7 protein-coding genes are annotated in these 14,683 nt (G+C 67.9%); 2 read left to right on the plus strand and 5 right to left on the minus strand.

Annotated elements, in window-relative coordinates:
- The first annotated feature begins 74 nt into the window (after positions 1 to 74).
- On the plus strand, positions 75 to 1,934 hold the full coding sequence (locus GV832_RS01515) for an O-linked N-acetylglucosamine transferase, SPINDLY family protein (protein WP_227754170.1): 1,860 nt from the start codon (positions 75 to 77) through the stop codon (positions 1,932 to 1,934).
- A gap of 577 nt (positions 1,935 to 2,511) precedes the next feature.
- Here GV832_RS01515 and GV832_RS01520 read toward each other — a convergent pair.
- The 4 genes from GV832_RS01520 to GV832_RS01535 form a co-directional block, all read right to left on the minus strand.
- Entirely contained in the window at positions 2,512 to 3,114 is a 603-nt protein-coding gene (locus GV832_RS01520) for a class I SAM-dependent methyltransferase (protein WP_168773035.1), read from the minus strand.
- 33 nt (positions 3,115 to 3,147) lie between these two features.
- Positions 3,148 to 4,446 (minus strand): HlyD family type I secretion periplasmic adaptor subunit, encoded by a 1,299-nt coding sequence (locus tag GV832_RS01525; RefSeq protein WP_168773036.1) that lies wholly within the window; start codon positions 4,444 to 4,446, stop codon positions 3,148 to 3,150.
- The gene (locus tag GV832_RS01530) at positions 4,443 to 6,602 is read right to left on the minus strand and encodes a peptidase domain-containing ABC transporter (RefSeq protein WP_168773037.1); all 2,160 of its coding nucleotides are present in this window, start codon (positions 6,600 to 6,602) and stop codon (positions 4,443 to 4,445) included. Before GV832_RS01530 ends, GV832_RS01525 begins: the two co-directional genes overlap by 4 nt.
- Positions 6,603 to 6,683: 81 nt before the next feature.
- Positions 6,684 to 9,341, minus strand: a complete 2,658-nt coding sequence (locus GV832_RS01535; RefSeq protein ID WP_168773038.1) for a glycoside hydrolase family 2 protein — start codon at positions 9,339 to 9,341, stop codon at positions 6,684 to 6,686.
- A gap of 97 nt (positions 9,342 to 9,438) precedes the next feature.
- Between GV832_RS01535 and GV832_RS01540 the strand changes: the two genes are divergently transcribed.
- Complete coding sequence (locus GV832_RS01540) at positions 9,439 to 10,428, plus strand: LacI family DNA-binding transcriptional regulator (RefSeq protein ID WP_168773039.1); 990 nt, start codon at positions 9,439 to 9,441, stop codon at positions 10,426 to 10,428.
- A 105-nt stretch (positions 10,429 to 10,533) separates the two neighbouring features.
- On the opposite strand, the gene GV832_RS01545 is transcribed toward GV832_RS01540, so the two are convergent.
- Positions 10,534 to 14,682: a beta strand repeat-containing protein gene (locus GV832_RS01545; protein WP_168773040.1), complete on the minus strand. Its 4,149-nt coding sequence runs from the start codon at positions 14,680 to 14,682 to the stop codon at positions 10,534 to 10,536.
- Position 14,683: the final 1 nt, after the last annotated feature.

Below are 14,683 nucleotides of genomic sequence, written 5' to 3' on the forward strand. Positions count from 1 at the left end.
GGAGTTTCCAGGGTTTGTTCACTTCTTGTTCACCTATTTACGATGATCTTCCCCCACAACCCGGAGGTAGCCCGATGTCGATGCCCTTTCTTCTGCCCTTTCCCATGCCCGGTGACGAAGCCAGCCTCTTGCGGGCCATGGCGCGGCCCGGCGGCCTGACCCAGGTCCCCTCGGGCGAGCTGGCCTATCTCGGCCGCGCGGTCGCGGGGCTCGATCTCCTGGGCGTCGTGCAACTGGCCGAGGGGGCGAATGACACCGATGGGCTGATCCTTTACGAATTCTGGCTTGCCGCCCATGGGGTCGAGGCGTCCTCCTGCGCCGCCTGGTTCAACCTGGGCGTCCTGCGGATGAAGCGTGGCGATGCGGGTGGCGCCTCCGAGGCTTACCGCACCGCGCTGCGCCTGAAACCCGACATGGTCGAGGCCGCCATCAACCTCGGCACCGCGCTGGAGGCGTCGGGCCAGGTCGATGCGGCCTTGGGCGCCTGGCGCTCCGCCCTGCCCCCGCCCGCCATGCGCCAGGTCCTGCACAACCAGATGGGCCGCGTGATGGAGGTGCAGGGGCGCCTTGGCCCGGCGGCAGATGAGCTGCGGTCCTCGCTTCTGATCGCGCCGCACCAGCCGGATGTGCAGCAGCACCTGGTCCACCTGCGGCAAAGGATGACCGCCTGGCCGGTGACCGATCTCTCCGTGCCCGGCGTGACCGCGGACGAGGCCGCCTTCCACTGCGGCCCCCTGGCCTCGCTGGCGCTCTGGGACGATCCGAAGCTTCAGGCCGAGGGTGCGGCCGACTGGATCGCCCGCAAGACCCCGCCCGCGCCCGAACGCCTGGCGCCCTCCTTCGGTTACAAGCACGACCGGATCCGCATCGGCTATCTGTCGACCGATTTCTGCCGCCATGCGATGAGCTTCCTGATCGCCGAACTGCTGGAGCTGCATGACCGCAGCCGGTTCGAGGTCTATGGCTATGACGCCTCGCCCGAAGATGGCTCGGACATCCGCGCCCGGGTGCTCGGCGCCCTGGACCACCATGTCCCGATCCATGGCCTGACGGATGAGGCTGCGGCGCGTGCCATGGTGGCCGATGAGATCGACGTGCTGATCGACCTCAACGGCCTGACCAAGGGCGCGCGCCTGGGTATCCTGCGCTGGAAGCCCGCCCCGGTCATGGCGACCTACCTCGGCTATATCGGCCCCGTGCCCCTGCCCGAGCTCGACTATATCCTCTGCGACGAGATCACCATTCCGCCCGAGCTCGAGGCGGACTATGCGCCGAGGCCCCTGCGCATCGCGGGCTGCTACCAGGCCAATGACGGCCGCAAGCCCGACCTGCCCGCCGTCAGCCGCGCCGCCGAGGGCCTGCCCGAGGGCGCCTTCGTCTTCACCTGCATGTCGCATCACTACAAGCTGACCGCCTCGATGTGGGAGAGCTGGTGCAAGATCGTGGCCTCGGTCGAGAATTCCGTGCTCTGGCTGGTCGATGACAATCCCGAAAGCAAGGCGGCGCTCTCGGCCCGCTGGGCGGAAAAGGGCCTCGCGCCCGAGCGGCTGATCTGGGCCGCCCGCGTCGATCCCGACCGCTATCGCGCGCGGCTGGCCCTGGCCGATCTCTTCCTCGACACAAATCCCTACAATGCCGGGACCATCGCCTCGGATGCCTTGCGCATGGGCCTGCCCATGGTGACCCTGCAAGGCCGCGCTTTCGCCGCCCGCATGGCCTCCAGCCTCTTGACGGCGGTGGGTTCGGTGGAGGGGATCGCGACCTCCCCCGCCGATTACGAGGCCAAGGCGATCGCGATTGCCACCGATCCCGCGCTGCATGGCAAGATGCGCGCCCATCTGGCGGGCGGCGCCTGGGAGCGGACGCTGGGCCAGGCGGCCGATTTCACGCAAAGGTTCGAGGCCGCCATTTCCTCGGTCATCAAGCGCCCCTGAGGGCACCGATCAAGACAGGGCAAGCAAACCCCGGGCAAGTCCCGGGGTTTTTCCTTGGCCTCTGCCGGAAAGGCTGCCGACCGCCCCTTTTGGTGCCCAGAGTGGAGCCAAGTCGGCGAATGCCAGACCAGCGCCCCCCGCCAAAACCGCGCCCTGGCCCTTTGTGCCTGTGGTCCCGATACGCGGCGGCTTCCCAGTTTTCTCCCCCTCCCAAACCGTGCCCCGGCCCCTTGAGCAACTGGTCTGGATACTCGGCAGCTCCCCGGTCTGCGCCCGCTCCCAAAACAGGGCCCTGCCCACTGCGCCTATAGTCTCGATACACGGCAGATCACCCCCGCCCCAAAGGCGGGCATGCGCCGCAAACGGAACCTTCGTCGGTTTGGTGCCACGGCGAGGCGGCCAGCGACTGCCTGCCAATGCAGATAACTCCCTCCAGGCATGAAAAGGCCGCGCCTCTCGCGCGGCCTTTTCAAGGCCTCCACCGGACCAAGGACTGCCAAAACCGCGCCTTACCCCCTTGATTGACGGGATAGGGCCTTCGGTTTCTCGACAAGACCCCGCGGAAGGGGCGCTCCCCTCAGACCTTCACGCCCGAGCCCCAAAGCGCGAAATGCCCGTCGCGCTGCACCCGGACAGCCTGGAAGCCCGCCCGCTCCAGGTGACTGGCCAGCGAAGTCGCCACGAAGCCCCCCCGATGGCCCATGAAATGATTGCCCGAAGCGATCGAGGCGCGGTGGCCGTAAAGCATGTCGATGGCCGAAATCGGCCCCATGGCCGACATATAGGCCGCATCCTCCAGCCGCCCCTCGGCCACCAGCGCCGCCACCTGTTGCAGGTCGGGCATGGTCACCAGGACGAAACCGCCGGGCGCCAGCACGCGGTGGAACTCGGACAGCGCGAGCGGCACCTCGTGCGGGAAGAGATGTTCCAGGTTATGCGCCGACCAGACCGCCTGGACCGAGCCCGTGGGCACGACCGACATATCGGTGATCGAGGCCACGATATCGGGCGCCACGCCGGGGTCGATGTCGAGCCGGCACTCGCTCCACTCCCCCGCCGGGAAGAAGGCGGCGGGCAGCTTGGCGGGATCCGCCATGCCGCAGCCGACATGCAGCACGGTGCGCGTCAGGGGCGGCACGAGCTCTGCGGTGGCAAGCGAGGGATGGTTGGCGATGGTCATGGTCTGTCCTTTCTGGATCAGGGGGGGGCTGGATCAGGGTTCGCGCAGCGATTCGGTGATCCCGCGCATCAGGGGGTCGAGGAAGTAATCAAGCAGGCTGCGGCTGCCGGTTTTCACATCGGCCGTCAGCGTCATGCCCGGCAAGAGTCCCGCGCCGGGGGCGAGGTTGGTCAGATCGCCCGAAAGGGCGACCCTGGCGGTATGGCGCGCCTCCCCCCCGCCCTCGGGCGTGAAGGAGGCGGAGGAAATGTCCAGGAGCCGCCCGGTCAGGCTGCCGTGGCGACGCCAGGGAAAGGCATCGACCTTGACCTCGACCGGGTCACCCACCGCCGCCGTGCCCGCATCGGCAGAGCGGATCGTGACCTCGGCCACCAGGGGCACGTCGGAGGGAACGAGGACGACGACCATGGCACCCTCGGCCACGGAGGAGCCCGGACCGCCCTCGGCCACGGCGACGACGGTGCCAGGACCGGGCGCTGTCAGCGCGGTCAGATCGGCGAGGCGCTCAGCCTTGGACAGGGCCTCTTCGGCGGCGGCGAGGCGCGGGGAGAGATCGGCCAGGGCTTGCAGATCGGCGCGGCGGGCGTCGCTGTCAAAGGCCCGGAGCGCGGCCTCGGCAGCGGCGAGACGCGCGGTCTGGTCATTCAGCCGCGCCTCATGGGCGGCCAGCGCCTGCTCGGCGGCGATGCGGTCCCCCTCGGCCTGAAGCTGCGTCAGGCGCGAGCCGGTCTGGCGCGCGGCGAGCTGGTCGCGCATCCCCTCGACCTCGCGAGCGATGGCGAGGCGCTGGGTGAGGCCCGGGCCCGCCATCTCTTCGGCGGCCAGGGCGTCGCGGGCGGCGTCGCGCAGGGCCATGGCCTCGGCCCGGCGGGCCTGGGCGAGGGCCAATTCCTCTCCCTGCACAAGGGCTTCACGGGCCAGCGCGGGGGTCGTCGCGGCCAGCGTCACGCCGTCGAGATCGGCCTGGAGCCGGGCGGCTTCGGCGCGCAAAGCCTCGGCCTGGGCGCGGAGGGCTGCGAGATCGGCTGCGGGCAGCGTGGCATCCAATCGGGCCAGGACCTGGCCCGCCTCGACATGGTCACCCGGCCGCACCAGAAGCTCGCGCAGGACGGCGCGGGACATGGGCGAGAGGATCGTCGGCGGCACATCGGCGGCGAGACGCCCCTGGCCCGAGACCACGATATCCAGACGGACGAGGGCTGCGATGGTCACCAGCGCGACGAAGAGACCGGCCGCGAGAAAGGGCCAGAGCCTGAGCGCAAGAGGGGGCGCCTCGGCCACCAGGGCCTCAAGCTCGGGTTGGAAATCAAGGGCTTCGCGCGCGATGCTCATGTCAGATGCTCGGTCTGCTGGGCCCACAGATGGCGGTAGATGTCACAGCGTTCCAAGAGCGTGGCATGGGGGGCGAAGTCGACGACCTGGCCCTGGTCCAGAACCAGGATCGCATCGGATCGCACCAGGGAGGAGAGCCGGTGCGAGACCACGATCACCGTCCGCCCCTTTGCGATGGCGGCGAGGTTGCGGTTCACCACGGCCTCTGATTCGGGGTCCAAGGCCGAAGTCGCCTCGTCGAAGACCAGGATCTTCGGCGCGCTCATCAGGGCGCGGGCGATTGCAAGGCGCTGGCGCTGCCCGCCGGAGAGGTTGGCGGCGCCCTCCTCGACCGGGGTGTCGAGGCCCTGGGGCAGGCGCTTGATGAACTCTTCGGCGCCGGCGAGCTTGGTGGCGATCATCACCTCCTCGAGGCTGGCCTCGGGGCGCGCCATGCAGATGTTGTCGCGGATCGTGCCGCGGAAGAGGAGGTTTTCCTGCAAGACCACCCCAAGGGCGCGGCGCAGGTGGTCGAGGTCGATCTGGCGGATATCCACCCCGTCGATCTGGATCAGCCCGGTCTGCGGCACCTCGATCCCCTGCACCAGTCGCGTCAGGGTCGTCTTGCCGGAACCGGATCGTCCAACGACGCCAATGACTTGACCGGGGACGATCTCGAAGCTGATCTCTTTCAGCGCGGGGGTGGCGGCGCCGGGATAGGTGAAACCCACGGCGTCGAACTTCACCCGGCCCTGGATCGGATGGCGGGCGGGGCGCGCCGTCGTGCCGCGTTCGGGCTTTTGGTTCAAGAGGCCGCCGAGCATCTTCAGGCTCAAGGCCGCCTCCTGGTATTCGTTGATCAGGCCCACGATCTGGATCAAGGGGCCGGTCACCCGCCCCGCCAGCATGACGAAGGCCACAAGCGCGCCGGTGGAGAGCCGCCCCTCCAGCACCAGGGCCGCTCCATAGCCTATGACGCTGATCTGCATGAGCTTTTCCAAAAGCCCCGTGGCCGAGGAGGCAAAGGCCGCCACCCCGCCCACATCCCATTGCCGGCGGATCATGCCGGCAAGGCTATCCTCCCAGCTTTTGCGACGGGCGGGTTCCAGGACCAGCGACTTCACGGCCCGCATGTTGTGCAGGGTCTCGACCAGCAAAGCCTGGCGCGAGGCTTCGGCCTGGTACAAGGCGTTCAAGCGGCGCTGAAACATCGGCAGCAAAAGGCCGATGACCGCAGCGATGGCCAGGGCAAAGCCCAGGACAACCCCGGTCAGGGGGGCGCAGAGCATGACCAGAACCCCCAGCAAAAGCGGCAGGAAGGCCGCGTCCAACAGGGTCTGAAAGAGCCTCCCCGTCAGGAATCCCCTAATCTTTTCGGTCTGTTGCAGGTTGCGCGCCAGAACACCCGCCGGCGTCGTCTCAAAGACCGAGAGGGGCAGCGCCATGAGATGCGAGAAGGCCCGGGCGCCGGTCACCGCATCGACCTTCCCCCCCGCGATCAGCATCAGCCTTTGGCGCGTATAGGCAAAGCCCGCGTCGAACAGCGACATGGCGACATAGATCGTGACGATGGCAATCAACGTGTTCCAGGCGCCATGGGCGATGACCCGGTCGATCAGGACCTGAAACAGCAGGGGCAGCGCAAAGGCGATGAGGTTGCCGAGGATCACGGCCACCGCGACCCCGCCCAGAAGCCGCCCCTGCGACCGCATCGCGGCCCAGAACCAGTGCAGGCCAAAGGCCTGATCCTCGGCCCTTGCCTTGGGCCGCGCCAGGATCAGCCGCCCGTCCCATTGGGCCAAAAAGTCAGCCTTGGAAAGGGTTTGCACGCCCCGCGCCTCTTCCCCCGGGTCGAGGAAGGCCACGGATTGATCGGGCATCAGCGCCACGACGATCACCCAGGACCCGTCGCGCCGCCCCGTCATGGCGGGCACCGCCGCGCCGAGGCCCGAAAGCACCTTCCACCCGGCCTTCTCGATCAGCCGGGCCTGGAAGCCCGAAGACCCCAAAGCCTTCAGCACCGAGGGCGTGATGTCGCCCTCGACCAGGCGCGGCAAATCCTCTGGACGCAGCGCCACGCCATGGTGGGCCGCGATCAGGAATGTCGCGCGGAGCGCAGACAATTGCCGGTCGCGCTCTGCCAGTTCGCTGGCCAGTTTGGGGTCCGAAATGGTCATGCCGGACCCTAGGCCGGGCGGGTTTAACGCAAGGTGAACCGGCGCGAGGTTCTTGACCCCGCGCGCGTTTTTTCTGCCGCCTCAGGCCTGGGGGTCAGCGGTCTCGGCCACCAGCGCGTCGAAAAGCGCATCGGCCAGGGGATCATCCGCCCCCATCAGGCGGTAGGTGGAGGCCAGGATCTCGCCCTCACCCACCGTCCGGCGTCCGATCAGGACGGCGGGCTTGTGGACCCAGCCCACCACGACGGCCGAGATCACCGGCCCCGCGAACTCCCACTGGGCCCAGCCATGCATGACATGGCGCGGCACGACGCCCGACCAGGCGACGTCCAGGAGCGGCCCGCCGGGGATCGAAGCAAAGGCGCCCTCGCGACGCAGCCAGGTGAAGCCCGCGATCCAGTCGCCGCGCCACATCGTGCCGTGACGCGCCTGCAAGGTGATGTTCGGCAAGGGGAAAACCGGGCCGATCGGCACGCCGGGCCTATCGTCCACCACGGGGATGAAGGGCTGCTCGCGGCCGCGCTGTTCGACCCTGAGGTTGCCTTCGGTCTTCATGTTGCCATCGGCCAGCACGAGATACCGTGCCCCCGCCTGCAAGGCGCGGATGTCGGGGTCGGACAGGGCATGGGCCAGGACGACCTCGGCCTCGGGCGCGGGGACGAGGGTATAGCCCAAGGTGCGCGCCCGGTCGGCCAGGGCGCCCTGGGCCGCGACTTTCACCAGGGGCCGCGCGCGGGGGGCGAAGAGCAGGATCTGGACGCGGTTGGTCTGGATCACCTGGCCGCCGATCACCAGCTCCAGCACGATCTCTTCGACACGGTTCTCAGTGGCAGAGAAAGTCAGGGCGACCTCTCCGACCTCGACCACCTCAAGCGGGGACGCGCCGGCAAAGGGCAAAGACCCGCCCGCCCAGCGCAATTCGCCGGCCTGAAGCGTCCTTTCCCCCGAGGCGACCTTGACCTTGAACCGAAAGACCTCGCCCGAGCGCGCGGAATAGCGCGCGATGTCGGGCACGATGGCGACCGCGCCATTCACCTCGGCGAAGCGGGAGTGAAAGACGCGCGGGTTGCGGTTCATGTCAAGCAAGCCATTGCTTTCCCAATGAACATCGGTGATCTCGGTGATGACATGGCCCATGATCGAGGGCTCGGACCGCATCCGCTCGATCTCGTATTTCAGGTTGCCGAATTGATACCACTGGGCGGCCGTCACGAAGGCCTCGAGGCTCCCGAAGACCCTATCCATCCCGAGGCCCGCAAAGCGCGTTTCGATCCCATGCGGATAGGCCGCGCCATCGCCCCAAAGCGCCCCGGTCTCCATCCACCAGGGCTCCTGACCGTCGATCTTCACCTGGGCGGGCTGCGGCAGGCCCCAGACGCCGAATTCGGAGCAGATCTTGACCTCGTCCCCCTTCCGCACCCCGTCCCCAAAGGGCGTCCAGGTCCAGGCCGCCCCCGCTGCGTGTTCACGCACCAGGGCGTCCCATTCGTCGCGGCGTTCAGGGATCGAGCGGTAGTAGTGGAAGTCGTCGAGGTCGCCCTTCACATGGAAATTCCCCTGGCAGGGGGAGTTGTCGCAGACCAGCCGCGAGGGGTCCTCTGCCTTCAGCCAATCCACCATCCCCGCCAGCCAATCGCGATGCGCCGGGTCGTCACAAAGGCGGATGCCCCAATCCTCGTTGATCAAGGTCCAGATGATCACCGAAGGGTGGTTGCCGTCGCGCTTCAGCATCCCCGCCATGGTCTCTTTCAGGCGGCGCTTTGACCCGTCGGTCAGCCGCCCCGGGTTGGGCAGGTCGTACCAGATCGTCATGCCCAGGCGGTCGGCGACCTCCAGATAGCGCGGGTCGGGCACCTTGATGTGATAGCGCAGGTTGTTCAGGCCGAGCTCTTTCGCTTTCCGGAACTGATCCTCCAGCGCCTCGACCGAAGGAGGCGTGCAGATGCCTTCGGGCCAGTAATCCTGGTCCAAGGCCGAGCGCAGATGGAAGGGCTCTCCGTTCAGATACATCCTGCCCCCCCGCGCTTCGAAGGAGCGGAAACCGAAGCGGTGGCGCGTCACGTCATCGCCCAGCGTCACCACCAGCTCATGCAGGTTGGGGTGATCGGGCGACCAGAGGGTCGGCGCGGGATGGGTGAGCGTCGCGGTCAGGGTCTCGGCCCCTGTCAGGGTGGCGGAGACCGGGCCCACGGCAAGGGTGACGGGCAAGCCCTTGGCGGCGTGGGACAATTCCAGCTTCACCGTGATCTCGCCCGAGGGCAGCGCGGTGATGGCGCAATGCTTGAGATGGGCGGCCGCCCGAGTCTCGATCGCCACCGACTGCCAGATGCCGCCCAGGGGCCCATACCAGCTTTGCTTGCCATGCGGGATATCGGCGAAGTCGATGCCCCGGTCGTTCGGGCGGCCATCGGGCAAAAGGACCCGGACCTCGACCTCGTTCTCGGCCTTCAAGAGACCATCCGGCAGGGGAAATTCGAAGGGCAGATAGCCGCCCTCGTTCTCGCCCAGTTTCACGCCGTTCAGGAAGACCTCGGACAGGTAATTGACCGCGCCAAAGCGCAGGACATGGGCGCCCTGCCCCGGATGGGCGAATTGACGGCGATACACCGCGCGGCCCGAGGTCAGCCGCAGATCGGCGCAATCCGCCTGCCAGGGGTTGGGCACCGTGACCTGGCGCCAAGAAGCGTCGCCCTCGTGGCGGAACTGCCAGAACCCATCCAGGGAAATCATCGGTCGCATCTTGTCCTCCCGCGTGATAATAATATTAGCTTACGGGATTATCACCCCATTGGCAAGGCCATCGCAAGGCGCCATAAGGGGGGCGGGAGGGCCCGTGATGAAGCGACCAACGATGAACGATATCGCCCTGGCGGCGGGGGTCAGCCAGGCCACGGTCTCGCTGGTCCTGAACGAGGTGGCCAATGCCCGCATTGCGCCCGAAACCCGCGCCCGGGTGCAGGAGGCGGCCCAGGCCCTGGGCTATGCGCGCAAACCCTCCCGGGCGGAGGGGCAGCGCATCATCGGCCTGATGATCGACGATGTCAGCTATACGCCCTTTGCCGCCCCCTTCCTGGAAGGCGCGCGGGCCGAGGCTGCGGCAAGCGGCGCCATGGTCATGGTCGTGGTGACCGAGGCCGACCCGGTGCAGGAGGAGGCGGCGCTGCGGCAATTCGCCTCCATGGGGGCGGAGGGCGTCATCCTGGCCTCGCTTCTGACCCGCGAGATCACGCCGCCTGCGGGGCTGGCGCGGCTGCCCGCGATCCTCTTGAACGGCCATGATGCGGGCGGGGTCTATCCTTCGGTGGTGCCGGGCGATGTGCTGGGCGCCTTTGCCGCGACCGAGGCGCTGATCAAGGCGGGCCATCGCCGCATCGCCCATATCCCGGGCGAGAGCTGGGGCCAGGCCTCGAACGACCGGCAGGCGGGCTACAAGATGGCCCTGGCGAGCCATGACATCCAATTCGACCCCGACCTCGTCAGCGAACCCGCCTGGACGCTGGCCACCGGCCGGGCGCGGATGGCGGCGCTCTTGGATCAGCGCCCGACGGCGGTCTTCTGCTTTGCCGACCGCATCGCGCTGGGCGCCTATGAGGCGATCAGGGCTGCGGGATTGCGGGTCGGCCAGGATATCTCGGTCGTGGGCTTCGACGACGACGTCCTGGCCCAGCAGATGACCCCGCCCCTGACCACGGTCGTCCTGCCGCATGAAGAGATGGCGCGTTGGGCCGTGGCGCGGCTCTTGGAGCGGTCGGGTCCGCTGGTTCCCACGCGGGTCAAGATCGACTGCACCCTGGTCGAACGCGGCTCGGTGGCCGCGCCGCGCTGACCACCAGCGCAAAGCCGCCCCGGGCGGCAGTGCTTTTGTGGATCGGACGCGATCTTACGGTCGCGGCCCCGGGGCTCGAGCCCGGGGCGGCGGTGCTTTTGCGGATCAGGAGCGCAAGAGGACCACGGTCGAGCCCAGGACCTCGCCCACCTGTTCGAAGGCCACGCGGCGGCGGTCGGAATTGGCGGCCGAGCGCAGAAGCACCAGTTGCGTGTTGGCGATGATCGCGGCCGCCTGGGCATTGGCACCGGCCAGAAGCGCCTCGTCCACCGCCGTCAGGGGCCGCCCCGTGGTCTGGCCCGACCCATCGCTCGCCCGCCCGACCGACCGGCTCAGCGCCGCCGAGGCATTCTGCACGGCCAGCGCATGCAGGTCGGAGGCCGCATCCTCCAGGGCCGCCCGGACCTCGGAATATTCCCCGGTCGCCGAAAGCCCATCGGCCACAGATTGCAAGCGGTCCGAGAGGCAGTCGATGGCATATTGCGGATCGACGAATTCGCGGCAGAAATTCGTGCCGCTCTGGATCTCTTCCAGGATGCGGCCCGTCGTCTCGGTCTGGATCACCTCGATCGAGCCGTTCAGCAAGGGCGGCTCGGGCTCTGCCTCGGTCTCGGTCCCGGCGGTAAAGGCAACGGGCGTGGGCTCGATGGGCGAGGCGGGGGTTTCGGCCACGATCAGCCCCACCCCGGTCGCCGCCGGGTCCAGGGTGTAATTCCCAAGATCGGTCTCGCCATCGCCCTGGTAATCGGCATCGGCCAGCGTGGCCACCACCGATTGCGAACCGGGCTCGGCGGTCAGATAGGTGCCTGCGGTCTGAAGGATGGTGATGCTCTCTCCGGCCACCAAACCGCTGATGAAGTAATCCCCAGGCGTCAGGACCGCATCCCGCGTCCCGTCGTAGGGCTTGGTCGGCGTGCCGATGATCGAGACCACCAGCGTCGCCCGGTCGATCTGCCCTTCACCCGAAACCAGGGTGGGGATGGAGTAGTTCAAGAGGCTCCCCCCCGTGATCGACCAGAGCGCGGTATCGGACAGGTCAGCCGTCACCGTGGTCTCGCCGGCCGAGGCGGTGTTGTGGCTCCCCTGGGTCTGGCTGATGGTGATGGTCTGGCCGCCAACCAGGCCCGCGACGACGAAATCCCCCTCGGTCAGCGTGACATCGGTGGTGCCATCATAGGTCTTGGTGAAAGGCCCCAGGAAGCTGACCGTCAGGACCTTGGGGTCGATGACAAGGGTCGCGCTGTCGGTATAGTCGAAGTCGTAGTTGCCCCCCGAGATCACCGCGCCCGAGGCCAGGACCGTATAGGCTCCGGCATTGACCCCGCTGCCATCGCCGCCCAGGTAGGTGAAGCTCGGCCCCGTGGTGATCAGGCTTGCATCCTCGCGGCTGTCGATGAAGCCCGTATAGCTCACGACCCCGTCGTAAAGCCCCACCCCGTCATAGCCCTTGGACTGGTCGGCCAGCGAGACGGTCAAAAGCGCGCGGTTGACGGTCAGGTCGCCGAAGGTCTCGTCCAGGCCCAGGACCTGGGTCGCCGCCGTCGCCGTCACCTCGGTGAACAGCGATTGCAGATAGGTGCCCGCGTTGATGTAGCCGGTGTTCGAGAAGGTCAGCGAGCTGTCCGTGCGCGGCTGGATCGACAAGCCGAAGGTTGCGGCATCGACCTCGACCCCCTCGACCACCAGGGTCGAGGTCACCGGCATGGTGAGATCGCCATAGGTCATCACCGCATCCGAGGTCGTGGCGACCGGGGTGACGCTGTAATAGATCACGTTGCCAAGGGCTTGCTGGCCGCCCTTGGGGTCGGTCGGGTCATAGGTCGTGCCATAGACCAGCCCGTCGAAGGCCACGTCGCCCAGAAGGCCCGCGTCCTGGTCGGGCCGCGTCGAAAAGATGTAGCGCCCGCCGCCGATGTCCAGAAAGGCGCCGTCCCCGGCCTGGTTGTCGACCGAGGAGGCCGCCAGCACCAGCCCACCCGTCCCGTCATTGCCGTAGAAGAAGCCCGTATCCAGCGTCAGCGCGCCCGAGGTCTGAAGGATCAGGTCACTGGCCGAGGTGATCGAAAGGCCCTCGGTGTCGATGAAGGACGTGTCGCCCGTCAGCAAAAGGTCGCTGTCGGTCAGGGTCAGGCGGACCTCGCCGTCATGGGTCAGATCGGCCCAGCGGCCGACATCGGTGCTGGATTGCCCCGACACCGCGCTCGCGGCGTCTTCATCCATCCGCGCCGCCGTGACCGTGACCGAGCCCGAGACCGTGCCGGAGCCCGTCTCATGCCCGATCCAGGCCGAGTTGGTGAAGTTGCCGCCGTCCTGGATGCTGAGCTCGCCGCCGATGTCGAGGGTGATGGCGCCGGTCCGCCCGCCTTGCAGCATGAAGGTGAAGTCCTGGCTGCCATGGCCGATCATGGCATAGGCCGAATCCGTGCCATTCGAAGAGCTGCCCGCCATGGTCAGGTCCTCCCCGGCCTCGACCGTGATGGCGCCCGACAGATTGGCCGTGGGGGTCGCAACATCGCCCGCCAGCTCGTTGCCGCCATGGCCGATCAGCGCATAGGCATTGGTCCCGCTGCCCGCCTGGACCCAGACCGACCCGGTCGCCCGCGCCGTGATCGCTCCGCTGACGCTGCCCTGGTCGCCGCCGCCCGTGAGGTGATAGCCCAGCTGCGCATAGGGGTTCGAGCTGAAGGAGAAGGCCGAGGTCCCGCCCGTGATGTCGATATCGCTGCCATAGACCCGCGTCGCCCCATCGCGCGACCCGAAGGAGGTGCTGGAGGTGAAGCCGCCCTGCCCGACATGGACCGTGCCCGAGGCAGCAAAGCTCCCTCCGTTCAGGTTATAGGTCAGCCCGTTGGACTGGCCGAAGAGCGTGGTCGTGGTCAGGTCGGCCGCATCGAATGCGCCCGCGTCAAAGGCCGTCGCCCCGTCCCAACCCGCAACCGCCGTCACATCCCCCGTGCCGCCGTTTTGCAGGTTGCCCAGGATCCAGACATCGCCCCCCGCCAGCAGGGTCAGGCTGTTGGCGCTGGAATAGGTCATCGAGGCTGTGACCGCGATGGTCCCCGAAGCCGCCGTGGCCAGGGTCGTCGTGTCCAGGATCAGGTTGCCCGTGGACAAGAGCGCCAGCACATCGCTGGTCGAAAGCAGGGTCGCATCCGAGAGGGAGGGCGAGGCATTGGCCTCGGCGATCTCGATGTTGCGCGGGTCGATCAGCACGGTCCCGCCCTGGGTGTCGATGGACCCGTCATAGGCGATATGCCCGCCCGACAGTTCGACGAAGCCCTCAGGCCCGGTCTGGATCATGCCGCTGAACGTGGTCTCGTCCTGGGCCTTGACGATCACCGTGCCGCCCGCGCCCGCCTGGAGGCTGGAGGCCAGGTCGATGTCGTCGCCGGTCAGGGTGATCTTGCCGCCCGAGGTATCCTGGGCGGTGACCTTCTTCTGGGCGACGACCTTGCCCCCGCCTGCGGTCAGGAAGACGCGGCCCTTGACCTTTTCGACCCCCGTGGCCGCGATCACCGCATCGGTATTGCCCGCCAGCGCATAGACATTGCCGCCCTTGGCGCGCAGTTCCGCCGCCGCCGAGGCGATGGCGCCGCGGTCGGTCACATCGCCCGCCCCCACAAGGACCGAGATCAAGCCCTCATCCACCGCCGCATCGCGCAAGAGAACCTGCCGCCCGGCCGCAAGCCCCACCGTGCCATTGGGCGCGGTCAGCGTGCCGTCATTGACCACATCCCCCGCGATCAGCACCACATCCCCGCCCGAAGACCCCACGCGGCCAAGGTTCATCACTACTCCGCCCGCGCCGTCAAAACTCAGGTCTCCGCCGTTCAGGAAATCCTCGTTCGTCACATCCAGGCTCGAGGCGACAAAGCGCCCGCCCGTATCCACCACGCCCGAGGCGCCCACCACCACGCCCGCAGGATTGACCAGGTAGACCGAGCCCGTGGCACTCAGCCCGCCGAGGATCGCCGAAGCCTCGCCCCCCGTCACCCGGTTCAGCGTCGCCCCCGACCCATTGGCGAAATGCACCCCGGCCCCCGACCCGATGCCAAAGGCGCCCCAGTCGATGATGCCGAACTGCGAGCCCTGGCCCACCTCCATCCGCCCCGGTGCGACCTGGACGGTGATATCCCCCGCCACGATGACCGGGTCGCGTGGCAGCTCTTGCGCCCGCGCGGGCCAGGCCGAGCCCAAGAGCAGCATCGCCATCACGGACAGGCGGAACCCCGGATAGACCCTTGCGCGCGCCATG

Source organism: Stagnihabitans tardus (assembly GCF_009925085.1).
In the GTDB taxonomy this organism is placed as follows: Bacteria; Pseudomonadota; Alphaproteobacteria; order Rhodobacterales; family Rhodobacteraceae; genus Stagnihabitans; species Stagnihabitans tardus.

Bases quoted from the DNA above. Each gene is read 5' to 3' on its own strand.
- GV832_RS01520 (WP_168773035.1), bottom strand. From the start codon at position 3,114: ATGACCATCGCCAACCATCCCTCGCTTGCCACCGCAGAGCTCGTGCCG.
- GV832_RS01540 (WP_168773039.1), top strand. From the start codon at position 9,439: ATGAAGCGACCAACGATGAACGATATCGCCCTGGCGGCGGGGGTCAGC.
- GV832_RS01535 (WP_168773038.1), bottom strand. From the start codon at position 9,341: ATGCGACCGATGATTTCCCTGGATGGGTTCTGGCAGTTCCGCCACGAG.
- GV832_RS01515 (WP_227754170.1), top strand. From the start codon at position 75: ATGTCGATGCCCTTTCTTCTGCCCTTTCCCATGCCCGGTGACGAAGCC.
- GV832_RS01525 (WP_168773036.1), bottom strand. From the start codon at position 4,446: ATGAGCATCGCGCGCGAAGCCCTTGATTTCCAACCCGAGCTTGAGGCC.
- GV832_RS01545 (WP_168773040.1), bottom strand. From the start codon at position 14,682: ATGGCGCGCGCAAGGGTCTATCCGGGGTTCCGCCTGTCCGTGATGGCG.
- GV832_RS01530 (WP_168773037.1), bottom strand. From the start codon at position 6,602: ATGACCATTTCGGACCCCAAACTGGCCAGCGAACTGGCAGAGCGCGAC.